The organism is Gilvimarinus sp. F26214L (genome assembly GCF_054401055.1).
On the sequence record NZ_JBTIYG010000014.1, the window covers coordinates 86,717 to 102,759 of the forward strand.

Annotated in this window: 7 protein-coding genes; 6 read left to right on the top strand and 1 reads right to left on the bottom strand. The window is 59.8% G+C overall.

Annotation, left to right across the window (positions count from 1 at the left end; translation table 11 throughout):
• Positions 1-162: 162 nt before the first annotated feature.
• The 5 genes from ACURWW_RS14520 (at position 163) to ACURWW_RS14540 (ending at position 11,731) form a co-directional block, all read left to right on the top strand.
• Positions 163-867 carry a TetR/AcrR family transcriptional regulator gene (locus ACURWW_RS14520; RefSeq protein ID WP_445618157.1) on the top strand — a complete coding sequence of 235 codons (705 nt, stop codon included), beginning with the start codon at positions 163-165 and terminating at the stop codon, positions 865-867.
• Positions 868-1,318: 451 nt separating this feature from the next.
• The gene (locus ACURWW_RS14525; RefSeq protein WP_445618156.1) at positions 1,319-4,090 is read left to right on the top strand and encodes a TonB-dependent receptor; all 2,772 of its coding nucleotides are present in this window, start codon (positions 1,319-1,321) and stop codon (positions 4,088-4,090) included.
• A 184-nt stretch (positions 4,091-4,274) separates the two neighbouring features.
• Positions 4,275-5,276 (top strand): metal-dependent hydrolase, encoded by a 1,002-nt coding sequence (locus ACURWW_RS14530; protein ID WP_445618155.1) that lies wholly within the window; start codon positions 4,275-4,277, stop codon positions 5,274-5,276.
• Positions 5,277-5,550: 274 nt separating this feature from the next.
• A complete protein-coding gene (locus ACURWW_RS14535; RefSeq protein ID WP_445618154.1) occupies positions 5,551-8,406 on the top strand; it encodes a TonB-dependent receptor in 2,856 nt (951 codons plus the stop codon).
• A gap of 646 nt (positions 8,407-9,052) precedes the next feature.
• Complete coding sequence (locus ACURWW_RS14540; RefSeq protein WP_445618153.1) at positions 9,053-11,731, top strand: TonB-dependent receptor plug domain-containing protein; 2,679 nt, start codon at positions 9,053-9,055, stop codon at positions 11,729-11,731.
• 295 nt (positions 11,732-12,026) lie between these two features.
• Here the strand turns inward: ACURWW_RS14540 and ACURWW_RS14545 are convergent, their stop codons facing one another.
• On the bottom strand, positions 12,027-13,328 hold the full coding sequence (locus ACURWW_RS14545) for a hypothetical protein (protein ID WP_445618152.1): 1,302 nt from the start codon (positions 13,326-13,328) through the stop codon (positions 12,027-12,029).
• Between the two features lie 207 nt (positions 13,329-13,535).
• Here ACURWW_RS14545 and ACURWW_RS14550 point away from each other — a divergent pair, with 207 nt between their 5' ends.
• On the top strand, positions 13,536-15,608 hold the full coding sequence (locus ACURWW_RS14550; RefSeq protein ID WP_445618151.1) for a TonB-dependent receptor: 2,073 nt from the start codon (positions 13,536-13,538) through the stop codon (positions 15,606-15,608).
• The last annotated feature ends 435 nt before the right edge of the window (positions 15,609-16,043 follow it).

A 16,043-nucleotide genomic window follows, 5' to 3' on the forward strand; every position in this document is an offset into this window, starting at 1 on the left:
GGCGGGCATTGCCCTGGCGGCCCGTCTCTGGCGGGTGACCTCGGCAAAACTCTAGCGGATTACCGCGTCAAAGGAAAGAGACGCCACAAGGGTAGTGCGCTGGTCGGTCCCGTCGCTTCTGTGTTAAAAAGCCCCCTGTTTCCGAGTGCCTGTGGAGTCTTCTTGAGCCGTTCCAACGATCGTCCTGCAAAAAAATCCGAGAGCCGCACGTCCGCCCCTGCGGCCGGCGACGAGCAGGGCGCCCGGTTCGATTCGGCGGACCGGCCCGGTGCCCCCCGGGGCAGCCATCAGGTACGCCGTGCGGCGACTCGGGTCAAGGTGCTCGAAGCGGGGATTCGGATTCTTCACGAGGAAGGCTACCACGCCGCAACCACCACCCATGTGGCGAAAACGGCGGGGGTCAGTCGCGGGGCGCTGCTGCACCAGTTTCCCACCCACACTGAGATGTTGCTGGCGATTGCCGAGTACGTGATCTACAAGAACCAGCAGCGCACCGCCCGGCAGCTTTCGAACATCGAACCCGGCGTGGCACAGTTCAAGGCCCTTACGGAATCCCTCTGGGAGTCTCCCGACACACTGGCGCTGATCGAGATCCACATGGCATCCCGCAGCAATCCGGAACTGGCGGAGGGCATGGGCTGGCGGATCAAGACGCTGCTGGACGCGGAACGCCAGAAAACCGTGCACATGGGCGTGAAGGCCGGAATCGAGGACCGCCGCGCAATCATGGCGCTGTCGACCCTGACGGTGGCGAGCATCTGGGGGCTGTCCATTCTTCGCCTCGACCTGTGGGACGAAGATGATATCAACGATGCATTCGAGCTGCTGAAGGTCAACCGCGACCGTTTCGTGGACGAGCATACCTGACTGCCTGCCTAAGCTCCCGCCGTTCTTTGCCGACCAACCCTCTTCATTAGCCAATCCCACATCTTAGTCAGTCCCACATCTTAGCCGGTCCCACATCTCTCTTAGCCGTGTCCCACATCCGCCGACTTACACATCATCTGCACCCCCGACCTTTGTGCTATTTGTACGAATCAGCAAGCACGCGTGATTGCAGATAGATCGCATCTGTTCGAGCTGTGTTGCCGTCAAGCAGTGTATTGATGAGAAAAGCCCATGCTTTCGTCGTATTTTGGGGCCATTAACGGTTGCAAGTCGACAGGCAGCGTTGACCGTAGAAATCTGGCGTGAATATAATCCAGGCATTCGTGAGCTCGTGCGCCAGCGCGGGCAAGCCCGCCCCGGGCTTAACGGGCCGTGAGCCCTGCCCGGGACTCCTGATTAATCACAAGAATCAAAACTGGAGTGCAAGCCTATGTCCGTCCAACAACCTTCCCATTCCCGTGTGTCCCGTTCCCCATTGCATATGGCCATTCTTTCCTGCATGGGCGTCGCCGCCCTGCCCACAATCGCGCAGGAGGGAGCGGTCCTGGAAGAGATCGTGGTCACCGCCCAACGCAAGGCGGAATCCATTCAGGATGTGCCGATTGCCGTGAGCGCGTTCAGCGGGGATGACATGGAATTGCGCCGACTCGACGACGCGCGGGACCTGCAGACCGCGGTTCCCAACCTCAACTACACCGGCACCGGGGTTGCCGGTGGTGAAGGGTTCCAGATACGGGGTGTGGGCAACGCGGTGGGCGGCACCACCGGTGATGTGGGCGTGGGCATCCACCATAACAACGCGCCCCAGGTGCAGAGCCGTATTGCCGCCGCCGAAGCTTTTGACGTAGAGCGAGTGGAAATTCTGCGTGGGCCTCAGGGCACGCTCTACGGCCGTAATGCCACGGGTGGGGTGATCAACTACATCACTGCCAAGCCCCAGTTCGATACGGTGAGCGCCACCGTGTCCACGGAGTTCGCAAGCTACGACAGCAAGAAGGTGCGGGGCATGGTCAACATTCCCCTTGGTGAAGATTACGCCTTCCGGCTCGCTGCCAACTGGTTGAACCGCGACGGCTACACTGAGAACGTCACCACCGGCAACGACATCGACGATCGGGATTTGTGGTCCGCCCGCGCCACCTTCGCGTTCCAACCCACTGACTGGCTCGACGGCTGGGTCCTGTACGAAAAGTTCGAGGAAAATGATTCGCGCAGCGCGGGCGCCCGGTCCCTGTGTATTTCTGACCCGGGCCCGACTCAGGTGGGCGATACACCGGTTCCAGGGCCCTTTGTACAGGCCTTCCTGAGTCAGGGCTGTGTCGGCGGCTCCATTTACGACCGCTCCGCCTACTCTCACCCGAACAGTGTCGGCACCTTCGGCGGCCGCTTCGCGCAACTGTTGACCTTGAAGGCGCTGGACCCGGGCAACCCGAACCCGCCTCCTCAGGTGCTGCCCTTTTCCGGCGACCTCTACGCGGGGCAAAGCCAGCCATACGATCTGCGCAAGACAGCGGCATTCATGGACCCAAGCCTCGACGTGGAGCACGACATCGTCGAGTTGGAAGTGAATATTGCCCTGACGGAAGAGCTGACCATGAGCCTGCTCGGCCACTCCTCGGAAGACAGCAGTTATCGCATGGACGGAAGCTATGAAGGCAGTATTGGTTTTCTGGACACGGCGGTTACCCCCGGTGGCGTATTCACGGATCCCCAGAGCGGTGCCGCGACCAGCATCCGCACCCTGAACATTTTCGACTTTCACACGGAGCAGCAATCCTGGGAGTTGCGCCTGCAGTCCGACTTTGCAGGTCCGCTCAACTTCAATCTGGGGTATCTGAGCTTCGACGTGGAGCGGGACCAGCACACCTGGGTTTCCACCAACGCCACCAGCCTTTACCTGACTGCGGACGATGCAGGCTGGTGTGCAACTGTTGTGGACGGCTTGCCTCTGCCTCCGGGTTGCGTGTACTTCGACAACAATCCGGTACCGGACTACTCGGGCCACCAGTACTTCGACACCTGGACGCCCTACCAACTGGACTCTCAGGCGCTGTTCGGCGAAGTGTACGCCGATCTGAGTGATACGCTGAAACTGACTGCAGGGCTGCGCTATACGGACGACCAGAAGGAGCGCACCGCGTACTCGGTACAACTCTTAAGCCCTCTCGGTGCGGGTGGTATCGGGACCGGCGGGTATCCGGAATCGGCAATTCGCGACGACGAAGTGGAATTTCAGGAGTACACCGGTCGCGTGGTGCTGGACTGGATGCCCGACACATCCTTCAGCGAAAGCACGCTGGTCTACGCATCCTACTCCCGGGGCTACAAGTCCGGCGGCTTCAACTCTCCGGAAAAAGAGGGCATCGATACCTTCCAGCCCTACAAGCCGGAATTCGTGAATGCCTATGAAATCGGGACCAAAAACCAGTTCACGGCTGCGCGTGCCCAGGTCAACGCCAGCCTGTTCTACTACGACTACCAGGATTACCAGATCTCGAAAATCGAAGGATTTTCGGCGCGGAACGAAAACATCGACGCCACCGTCTGGGGCCTGGAACTGGAAGCCTCCTTCGAACCCCTCGACCGTCTGCGCGTGGGTGCCAATCTGGGCTGGCTCAAGACGGAAATCGAGAGCGGGGAGTCCATCGATCCTCTGGATCGCACGGCCGGCAACCCCGACTACATGGTGCTGAAGGATTACGACTCGGGCTGCATCGCGCCGGTGGCTCTGGTGGAAAGCCTCGTTCAGCAAGTGGCCGCCGACGTTTATCCGCCAAGTCTGTTCTTCAATCCCTGCTCCGGCGGCAACCTGGGTTCACTGCCGAGCGGCATTGCCCAGGACCTGGGTGGCAACGAGCTGCCCAATGCTCCGGAGCTGTCCGCATCCCTGCTGTTGCAATACGGCTGGCAGATGGGCGCCTGGGACTCCAGCTTCCTGTTCGACTACAGCTGGAAGGATGACTCCTATGCCTCTGTGTTCAACGGCGAGAACTACGAGCTCCGCTCCTGGGAGAACGCCAACGCCAGCCTGAACTTCTCCAATCTGGGCCTGGGGGTGGATGTGCAGGTGTTCGTGAAGAACATCTTCGACGACGACACCATCGTGAACTACGGCACCGGCTCCGACGGAGTGGGCCTGGTGCGCAACATCTCTCTGCTGGACCCGCGCATTTACGGCGTCAACCTGCGCTATCACTTCTAATCGGGTAATAAGGCTGTCAGGTCCTCACCGGCATGGGGCCTGGCAACCTTCAGGGGTGCAACCCTTCGCTTTCGGGTTGCTGCCTCCTTTGCACGGCCTCGCAATGAGGCCGTTTTTTTACAGTTTCAATGCCCGGCGCCATTCGCTAGACTCTCCCCGCTCTCACCCACCCGAAGTGACTCTCATGGACCCAATTTCCCAGGCCGCATTGGGCGCTGCCGCTGCGCAGGCTGCGACAAAAAAAGCCCGCCTGCTTGGAGCGGCGGTGCTGGGCGGTCTCGCGGGCATGGCGGCCGACCTGGATGTGTTCATTCGCTCCGCGGAGGACCCGCTGCTCTTTCTGGAGTACCACCGGCAGTTCACCCATTCGCTTTTTTTCATACCCATTGGCGGCTTGCTCTGTGGCCTTCTGGCGTATGGGGTGTTTCGCAGACGCTGGGGGCTTCGACTGCGCGAATCCGTTCTCTGGAGCACTTTGGGCTATGCAACCCATGGCCTGCTGGATGGCTGTACCAGCTACGGCACCCAGCTGTTGTGGCCGCTGAGCGACGCGCGCTTCGCCTGGGATCTGATCTCGGTGGTGGACCCGCTTTTCACTGTGCCACTGGTTGTACTGGTTATCGGTGCCGCTTCCCGGCAGGCGCGCCATCTCGCGCTCGCCGGACTCACCTGGGCGGGCTTGTATCTGTTGCTGGGCTATTTTCAGCACGAGCGCGCACTGGCAATGGGCCGGGATCTTGCCAAAGCGAGACAACATGAACCCGTGCGCCTGGAAGCAAAACCGAGTTTCGCCAACATCGTGGTCTGGAAGGTAATCTACGAAAGCGGCGGGCGCTATTACGTGGATGCAGTGCGCCCGGGAATCTTCGGCGGACAGGTGTGGGAAGGGGAAAGCCTTGCCAAGCTCAACCCGGACCGCGACCTGCCGTGGCTCGATCCGAATTCCCAGCAGCGCCGGGATCTTGAACGTTTCGATTGGTTTTCCGCTGGATACACGGCCCTGGATCCGGAGGACCCGTTGCGGGTCATCGATGTTCGGTACTCACTCCTGCCCCACCGGATCGATGCCCTGTGGGGCATCGAGCTGAATCCGGACGCCGGGCCGAACCAGCACGTCGACTACTATACCCAGCGCGAGAACAGCCGCGAAGCAGCCAGCAAACTCTGGTCGATGCTGGTCCGTTAAGCGCTGCGCGCACTCATTTCCTGCAAGCAGACAACTCAACTTCGCGCCTTCCCTTTCACAATTCTTTTGCATTTGCATTCGTTCCGTACGCGCACGAACTCATCTTGTGTTTGCGTACTCAATCCAGCGCGACAATTTCTTCAGGGAAACGAACAGACGATAAAACTCCCACTCTAATCGGGCAAGCCGAACTCGCGTTCGCCTCGTGTTCATGTTCTCCACACCCGGCGCCACGCGTAACCCAAACCCTTCCAATATGATGGGGGACAAGGAAATGTTCACCACACGCCCCTTGGTTCATGCAATTCATGTAGTCACCTGGGCCACCGCGCTCTCCGCCTTGAGCGCGCCGCCCGCATTCGCACAGGACGAGGAAATCGAGGAGGTAGTCGTCACCGGCTCCCGTATCCAACGGGAGGATCTGACCGCAAACTCTCCAATCGAGATCATCGGCCAGGACGAAATCCGCGTTGCGAATACCACTAACCTGGAAGAATTTCTCCGGGAACGCCCGCAATTCACTCAGGCCCTCGGCGCCAGCACCAACAACGGTAACCCGGGTGCCGCAACCGTGGATCTGCGCAACCTGGGTGAGGAACGCACGCTCGTTCTCGTCAACGGGAAACGATTCACTCCCTTCGACTATTACGGCGCGGTCGACCTTTCCATGATTCCCCCCAGCCTGATATCCCGGGTGGAGGTGATCACCGGTGGCGCATCCGCCGTGTACGGCACCGACGCCATCGCCGGGGTGGTCAACTTCATCATGGATGATCAGTTCGAAGGGATCGAGGTGGATGTCTCCGCCTTTCAAACCTCCGAAGGTGACGCCAAACGGCAGGACTACAGCGTTACGTTGGGCAGAAACTTCGCCGACGAGCGCGGCAACATTGTTTTGAACGTCGGGTACACCGATCAGGATGAGTTATTTCAGGAGGAGCGGGACTTCGGCTTCGAAGCGCTCAGCGCCGAAGACCTTTCGCCCTTCGGAAGCGCAACCAATGCCGAGGGCAGCGTCCTTTACACGCCCTTCGAGGGTGACCCGGATGGCGGGGCGGCACAGTTCGACGCGGACGGCAATGTGGTGCCACTCACCAGCTCCTTCAACTTCAATCCCTTCAACCTCTTCCAGACACCCCAGAAAAAAACCACCGGCACCCTTCTCGGGCACTTCGACTTCACCGACGCGGTGACGGCTTATACCCGGATCTCCTACGCCAAGAACGAAGTGGACACGATTATTGCGCCCACGGGCACCTTCTTTTTCCCCTTCACGTTGAACTACGCCACCAACCCCTTTCTCGGTCCCGACGCGGTAGCACGCTTCGCGGCCGTTGACGCGGCGGAAGAGGGGGAAGGAGCGGGAGACGGTTTGGTGGACATCAACCTGGGTCGTCGCCTTGTGGAACTGGGTACCCGGGATTCGATCTTCGAAAACGAGACCCTGCAATATGTGTTTGGCCTCAACGGCGAGTTCAGTGAGGCGATGCAGTGGGAGGTGTTTGCACAATACGGCGAGACCGACCGCAGCCAGAACTTTGTCAATGACGCCTCGTTCGAGCGAACCCAGGAGGCTCTGCTTGCCGAGTTGTCTGGCGGGGAGGTCGTATGTTCCAGCGGCAACCCGGCCTGCGCGCCGGCCAACCTGTTCGGGCCGGGCAATTTAAGCCCGGAAGCAGCTTCCTACATCCGGATCGATCTGGAGGAAGTCAACGAGACCGAGCAGTTGGTGTTCGGTGGTTCGATCAGCGGTGCCACTGGTTTTACATTGCCCACTGCCGATACCGACATTTCCTATGCGCTGGGTTTCGAGATCCGTCAGGATGACGGTACCGCCGAGCCGGACGCGGCCTATGCCAGCGGCGACGCCATGGGCTTCGGCAGCAGTTCGCCCGTGGAAGCGGAGATCGACATCGAAGAGATCTTCGCCGAAGCTCTGGTCCCGGTGCTGGAGCCCGTCACCCTCGAACTGGGCGCGCGCTATTCGTGGTATGAAAACAGCGCGACTTTCGCCGGCGAGCCCGAAGCCAGTAACGACTTTACCAATACCAGCTACAAGGTCGGACTGGACTGGCAGATCATCGAAGATCTGCGGGCGCGTGCCATGTTCCAGCGCGCCGTACGCGCCCCCAATCTCGCGGAGATCGGCCTGCCCCGCACGCCGAGTATCGGCGACCTGGACGTGGACCCCTGTGAAGGGGATAACCCGATCGGCAACCCGGAGCTGGAGGCCCTGTGTCTGGCCACCGGCGTACCCGCCGCCAACCTGGGTTCCGTGACCAGCATCATCTCCGGCCAGATCGGCAACTTCCTGGGCGGCAACCCGGAACTGGACCCGGAAGAGGCGGACACCGTCACTGTGGGCCTGGTGTACACCCCGAGCGCGCTTCCCGGCCTGGAGCTTTCCCTCGACTACTACGACATCACCATCGAGGACGTGATTACTCAGCTCTCGGAGCAGGAAATCGTGACCGGCTGCTACACATCGGCTGATCCCAACAGCGATTTTTGCCAGCGGATCGTCCGCAGCCCGACCACCGGCGGCCTGAACGCGGGTAGCACAGTGGGGGTGGATGTGTCTCTGCTGAACTCCGCGGAAGAAACAGCCAAAGGCTGGGACCTCAATGCCCGCTACGGCTTCGAGCTGGGTGACATGGGCAGCCTGACCCTGGGTCTGGTGGCCACCTACACCGCGGAACATGAGTTTCAGTCCGCCCCCGGTTCGGTCAAATACGACTGCGCGGGACTGGTGGGCACGACCTGTGTGCGCCCGGACCCGGAATGGCGCTGGACTCAGACCACCACCTGGGAGATGGGCGGTCTGCGCCTCGACCTCACCTGGCGCTATCTGGATGAGTTGACGCAGGACTCCATCGAGCTGGGTGGTTCCACCGCCGCGGACTGGGCGGAACCTGTCATTGACGACTACAGCTACTTCGATCTGTCCGGCCGGTACGCCCTGAACGACAACTGGACCATCCGGGCCGGCGTGGACAACGTCCTCGACGAAGAGCCACCCGTGGTGGGAACGGACTACGGTGGCACCGCGGAGAACAGCGGCAATACCTACCCGTCCACCTACGACGTGCTGGGTCGCGCTTACTTTGTGGGGGTCAACGTCTCTTTCTAGCAGCCTGTCGACAACCGTCCGCCAGGCGAGTCCCGCCTGGTGCTTCAGAATGGCCCAGGCGGCCCGGATCCCCGGACCGCTTGCGCCATTGCGGAGCACCTCTCGGAACTGCAAAGTCCCGCAAAGATTTCGTGGAAATTTTGAACGACTTCGAAATTTCGACAATCACCCCGCCCGGAAAAAGTCCCTGGACATGGCGATTAAAATATTTAGACCGAAAAGTCAGAACTGCTTATCCTAATAATGGATCATTGGCGCCCAAAATCGAGAAAAACCCTTTCAAAATACGGCTAAATTGACATTCCGTCGCGTCGCCCTCCGAATAAAAATGAAATAGGACACAAGCCCATCCTTGACGCCACTTCAGTTGCAGTATAAAAAGCACAACTAACGCATACTTGGCCACCACCTTTTAATAAAAAGCAAAGCGTGGACAGCTTCGCACTTCGATGTGCGCGCGAGTATTTGCTGTTCCCGATGGACGATCCGCTGGCGGCGGCGCGATATCTCCCTACAACACGCCCAGCTGGATGATTCGTTTGGAATCGCGGCTTGCGAGTATGTAATAGTTTGGTTTTGTCTTTACGACTTATTAGAAGTAATCGAGATAACCATTCATCCTGTCCAACCATTTGGGGAAACAGAAATGTTCAAGACCAACCCGTTAGCAAGTGCGATCCGCTCGGCGACCCTGGCTACTGCCCTGGCCGCCACCGGGGTTCCCGTTGCGTTCGCGCAATCCGATAGCGAGATTCTCGACGAAGTTATTGTGACCGGTTCGCGTATTGCCCGTGATCCGCTGTCCACTACCGGCCCTATCACCATCGTTGACTCGGCAGCCATCAGCCGCTCCGGTGTTGGCACCATCGATGAGCTGCTGAACCAGCTGCCGTCCATGGGTACCACCGGCATCAACGCCAACGACAACAACGGCGGCGTCGGCCTGTCATTCGTCGACCTGCGCAACCTCGGCTCGGCACGTACCCTGGTACTGGTTAACGGCCGTCGTTTCGTATCCTCTGCTTCTGGCGTCAGCTCCGCTGTGGACATGAACAACATCCCGGTGGACATGATCGAGCGCATTGAAGTCCTGACCGATGGGGCCTCCGCGATCTACGGCTCCGACGCGGTAGCCGGCGTGATCAACGTGGTGATGAAAGACTCCTTCGAAGGCGTCCGCATCAACGCACGGGCTGGCACAACCTCCGAGGGTGGTGGCGAGAACGGCGAGCTGTCCCTGAGCTTTGGTACCGGCGGTGAGCGCGGCCATTTCACCGGCAACATCACCCATAGCCAGCGCGACGAAATCAAGTATGACGATCGCGATTGGGCGGGTCTTACCAGCTCCTTGACTCCCGAGGGGAACATTTTCACCAACTACGGCAGTTTTGGCGTCGATCCAGACGATCTATCACTGGGCGCTGCCACTAGCCACGACATCGGTCAGTATATGTGGCTTTCGGGCGCCATGGAGCGAACCAGCCTCACATTCTCCGGCAACTATGCTCTGACCGACGACGTGGAATTCTACGGTGAGGCGGCCTACACCACCAAAGCCACCAATCAGCAATTGGCGGCGCAGCCGATGTATGCGGCCAATGGTCTGGAACTGGACCCGACATTGCACCTTCAGCCGGAAATTCAGTCGCAACTGCAGGACGCCTGGCAGGACGCTTACGACGACTGGGTTGCCGCTGGCAGTGACCCGGAAGATTCAGAAAACCCCTACCCGGGAGCAGACTGGATCGAAGGCTACCATGCTGGGGGTCTGTACACCCGACCGGTAGCGGGTGGTCCTCGTGCCTCCGAGCAGGAGACCGATACCTTCCGTTTCGTGGCCGGCCTCCGCGGCGATCTCGCCAACGGTTGGAGCTGGGATGCCTTTGCAAACTATGGCAAGAACGAAGGTGAAAACACCAACGACGGCAACTACAGCAAAACCGCGATGGAGGAGATTCTCGACGGCTCCGCGGGCATTGCCCCCGTATTTGCGGGTGGCTGGAGCGACGAAGTCATCAACCACATGCGTTATGTGGACCGTGAAGACAACGAGTACGAGCTGCAGAACTACGGCGTATCACTGACTGGCGACATCGACGCTGTGCAGATGCAGGGCGGCGCCTTAGGTTTTGCCGCCGGTATCGAATACCGCAAGGAATCCGGCGAGTTCAATCCCAGCCCCGAAACCCAGAGCGGTGCGACCTTCGGTAACCAGCAGGAAGCAACCTCCGGTGACTACTCCGTGACGGAGACTTTTGCGGAATTCAGCCTGCCCATTTTCGCAGGAGCGGCATTTGCCGAGGAGCTGACCGCTGACGTCGCACTCCGCTACTCGGACTTCGATACCTTCGGTGGCGAAAGCACGGGCAAGATCGGTCTCGTTTACGCGCCGGTGCAAGACCTGCGCTTCCGCACCACCATGTCCACTTCGTTCCGTGCACCCGGTATCTACGAACTGTACAGTGGAACCGCCCAAAGCTACGAGTATCTGGTTGATCCCTGTGACACCACCGCCGTTAATAACCCTGAAGGCCGGGGCGACCATTGTCCCACCGGCCCAGCTTTCGTGCAGGCCGGTTCACAGGTTCCGACCAACATCGGCGGCAATCCGGATCTGGGGCCCGAGGAAGCCGATACCTTTACCTTCGGTCTGGTATGGACTCCGGCCTTCACTGAAGATCTGTCGGTGACTCTCGACTACTATGACATCGAGGTTGAAAGCGCCATCACCTCTCCGGACCTGCAGATGATCCTGGATGATTGCTATCGCAATGGCCTCGCAAGCGCCTGTTCATCAATCACTCGGGGCGGAACCTCCGGAAACGGCCAGATTACTAATCTGGAAGGTGCGAAGATGAACATCGGGCAGGTGGATACCCGCGGTGTGGATCTCGCTGTCGCCAAGAATATGCGCTTCGACGCCGGCAACCTGGCTCTGAACCTGAAAGCATCTCGTCTGCTCGACTACACCGAGTTCAACGAGCAGACCGGCCAGGAGTCCGACTATCTCGGATACGTCGGTACGAACAGCGAGATGTTCGTCGAGTGGCGTGGTCTGGCCAGTGCCATGTGGTTCGGCAGCAACTGGGAAGTTGGTTTGGAAACCGAGTACTTCGACAGCGGTGAAACGCCCTACGTCGAAGCCGACAGCAAGACCTACCTGAACCTGCGTGGTGGCTGGGATGTCAACGATGCCTTCCGTCTGACTGCCGGTTTGGACAACGTCGGCGATGAGGAACCGCAGGACATGGGTCTCTCCAGCTGGAACAGCTTCTACGACTTCAAGGGTCGCTACTACTGGGCTGGTGCTACTTACCAGTTCTAAGTTGTCGACCTGAGGTAGACGCAAAAGGGGATGCCATTGGCATCCCCTTTTTTTTATGCCCGATAATCTCAGTGGCTCAGTCTATGACGGGTGGGAACTGAGTGCTCCGAGCCTTAGAAACGTCCTGGGGACGGGGCAAGGTCATCACGCGCCGAATACTCACAGGTTGAAGCGAATAGAGCAACACAACTCACGGGTTGTGGAGCCCCGGGCCGGCCAGGCAGGCGCGAAATCTGTACACAATGTTTCGTTGTCGACGCTGTAAAGCCAGTTAGCATCTCTTCTTCGATCGAAATCAAAACCCCGGCGCCCGATCATCCCAAAGCCCACCAGAGAGGTAGCCGGCATATTCGAGTTTCGCGTTGAAATTCATCCTGTCCAGCCCGCGAACCCGGTAAATCGCTTCCAATGCCCCGGTCGGCGGCCCCTCGGTGGCAGGCAGCCGCTCGTCGATGCGCGCCAGGGCGTCCCGGTCACTCACCGCCTGCGCCGCATGAATCAGCCCGGCATCGCGCATTCCCGCAATCACAACCACGCGCGTTTTGCCCGTGGAGGGCAGGGTTGCAACCCAGCCGTAATCATTGAATGGCTCGTCGAAGGAAGGCAAACCGGCGTCGCTGGTGTAGGCCACGCCGCTTTGAGTGTTGATTAATTGATCGTAGTTCTCGCCAATCCGCAGATTGGAAGCGGTAAAGACCATGTTGCGAATGCGGTCGAGGGCGCTCACATAGCCTACATAGACCACGTGGGCGCTTTGCAGGTCGCGGGTCGTCAGTTCGGACATCATCTTGATCGTGACCCTCTTTCCGCTGCTGTGCAGCAGTGGCAGCACGCTGTTGAGCGCGAACGCCGTGCCCTCCGGCAGGTAGCTGAGGTTGAGGTCGTAATACTGCCAGCCCAGTTCGGGCTTCTCGGCAAAGAGGTTGTCCAGATCCTGCCGCGAGTTGATACCAAAATCCCGGACCATGCGTTTGACGTTGCCGGCCTCGTCCAACTCACCGAAGATGTAGTAGTCCCCCGTCACCACGAGAATCGGCGTCTCGTCCTCGAGAATGCCGCGCCAGAGTGAATGCCCGGCCGCCGCTGACTCACTGCCGCTCTTGCGCTCCCAGCCACCGGTCAACAAAACTGCCAGGTTGGCCGCCAGCAGCAGGCCGATGGCCAGCCCCCACAAACGTACTGCGCCTCCGCGAGGGCGATCATCCGCGCTGCCTGGCAGCGGGCTCGCCCTGTCCGTGGCCGGGTCCGGAATCGAGCCTTTTGTGGGTACCAGCGCCACGGTGTACTCGCCCTTGGGGACTGTCAGGCGGTGAGGGGCATCCGGCGCGTGCACCTCATAATAGTTGTCGATCTTCTTGCGTAGTTGGTGAATGTAGACACGAACGGCTGAGTCCTTGGCCACGTCAAAATCCGTGTCCCGACCCAGCACATCGATGGCGATCTCGATCTCCTTGGGGGCACTGCCACGGGCAGCGGAATCAGCCAGGTAGCGCAGTAGCTTTCCGTACACCTTCGACCTGCCCAGCACACCGCTGGCAATAATCTCTTCAACTGTTGCTTGCAAAGCCTCGGGGGCGTCATAGGGGGTGCTGGTCATAGGCGGGTCATCAACGGTTGAGAAGGCGAAGCGGCTAAAAAATAAACAATACGGCAAATATTAACGTAACCGTTAACGTTAAACAAACAGTTACAAAACAGAGGGTTAGCTGCGTTGAAGGCCCTCGCTGTCGATAATACTTCAAACGACACACGCACGGCGGAGCCTCGGGGTAGCGGCGGGGATCGGCAGCAGGGGGAAGCGGATTTGAAGATCAGGCAGTTAGCGATATCGACGGCAGCGGCGGCCAGCATAGTTCCCGCCTTTGCCCTGGGTCAAGACAACGCGACCATGGACGAAGTGGTGGTTCGCGGTCATAAAATCAACCTGGTGGGCGAGGCATCATCCGCTTCCGAAGGCGTTGTTTCCCAGGAGGAGATCGCCATCCGCCCCCTCCTGCGCACCGGCGAAGTGCTGGAAACGGTGCCCGGCCTGGTGGCCACCCAGCACAGCGGACCCGGCAAGGCGAACCAGTTCTACCTGCGCGGATTCAATCTCGACCACGGCACCGACTTTTCGACGATCATCGACGACATGCCCGTGAACATGCGAACCCATGGGCACGGGCAGGGCTACACGGACCTGAACTTCATCATTCCCGAGCTGGTGGGGCAGATTGCCTACCAGAAGGGCTCCTATTATCCCGCCGTGGGTGACTTCTCCGGGACCGGCACGGCACGTATGGGTGTTCTGGATCGGCTCGACGGCCATACCCTCAAGGTGGGCAGCGACTTTGGCCGCGAGAACTGGCGCCGTGTGCTGGCTACGGGGCAGACGCCGACCAGTGCGAACAGCTCGCTATTGTATGGCGTGGAGTGGGAAACCACCGACGGCCACTGGGACGACGTGGACACTGATGTGGACCGTAAGAACCTGTGGCTCAGGCAGCAATGGGGCACCGGAGGAGACCGCTTCGCGCTCACCTTCATGGGCTACGACAATAGCTGGAACTCCGCCGATCAGATTCCCCAGCGGGCGGTGGACCAGGGGCTGATCACGGAGTTCGGGTCCGTGGACACCACCACCGGGGGCGAGTCCAGCCGCTACAGCCTGTCGGCGAGCTGGGACCGGGACACCGCGGCAGGCCAGTGGCACAGCACCGCCTATGTCATCGACTACGAGATGGAGCTGTTCAGCAACTTTACCTACTTTCTGGAGCCGGGCGGCGATCAGTTTGCCCAGCTGGACGACCGGCGAATTTACGGTTGGGAGCTGGCCTGGAGCCAGAACGACGAATGGGGCGGCCTCGACGTGCGCAACACCTTCGGCAGCCAGATGCGCTACGACGACATCGCCGAGGTGGGTCTTTACGGCAGCCGCGCCCGAGAGATTGGCGGAGCGATTCGCAGCGACGCGGTGGACGAGTGGAGCGTGGGCCTTTACTGGGAAAACGAAATCAGCTGGAGTGAGCGCTTCCGTACCGTGTCCGGCCTGCGGTACGACTACTACGACTTCCGCGTGAAGCCTCTGGAGGCCAGCCATTCACCATCTCTGGACGTGAACGGTGGCAACAGTGACGCCGATATCGTGACTGCCTCCACCAGTTTCATTTACACCCTCAGCGACAGCCTGGAGACCTATGCCAGTGTCGGCCAGGGCTTCCACAGCAACGATGCCCGGGGCACCACCATCCGGATGGATCCGGTTTCCGGAGATCCCATGGCCCAGGTGGACCCACTGGTGGACACCCTCGGTTACGAACTGGGTCTGCGGGGCTACTGGGATTCACTGAATGCCTCCATCGCCCTTTGGGCGCTTGATATCGATTCAGAGCTGATCTTCGTGGGCGATGCCGGTGGCACCGAGGACACCGGGGTTGGCAGTGAGCGCTACGGAATCGAAGCGACCGCTTACTACTATCTCAATGACGCCTGGACCTTCGATCTGGAATACGCCTGGTCCCATGCCCGCTTTGAACACAAAGTGGACGGCCACGACGAAGTGCCCGGGGCGTTGGAGCACGTGCTCAGTGCGGGAGTGAACACCCGCTGGACGCCCGATTTCTACAGCAATCTGCGTGTGCGCCACTTTGGCGAGTACCCGCTCGACGGCGGCATGACCGCCGACGCGAGCACCATCGTCAACCTGCGGCTGGGTTATGACCTGACGGAAAACCTGGCCCTCAGCTTTGATGTGCTGAATTTGCTGGATTCGGACGATCGGGACATTCAGTACTACTACGAATCCCGCCTTCCCGGCGAGCCCGCGCCCGTGGAGGATTACCACTTCCACATCTTCGAGCCCCGGGCCTACCACCTCACCATGGAATACCGGTTCTGATACAGCCCTCATCTACCGTTGGTTTTGGCCGTATCTCTCTACTCACCCACGCTTGCGTGGGTTTTTTTTACCTTGTCGCCGGCCGCCTTGTTTGACCTGGGTCAAACAGGTTCGAGTCGGAGTGCTTACATTGGGCATGAACCGCTTGTGGAGAATGCCATGCGAAAGGAAGGAGCCGCCCTGCGCAATGCCCTGATTGTGGCCGGCACGTTAATTGGTTTGATGATACTGCTGATTGTCATTGCCAACCTTGTCTAGGACGCAGGCTCTGCTCGGCGGCCATGGCGCTGTTGGGTTACGCTGCGCTAACCCAACCTACTGGTTCCGCGGCACCGTCCTCCCCGCCGCGCGCGTGAATGTAGATACCATCTGCCCTAACTTCCCGCAACGGGCTATGTTGCCCAATGCGGGTCGTATGCGGTTTGGTGTTTCAAA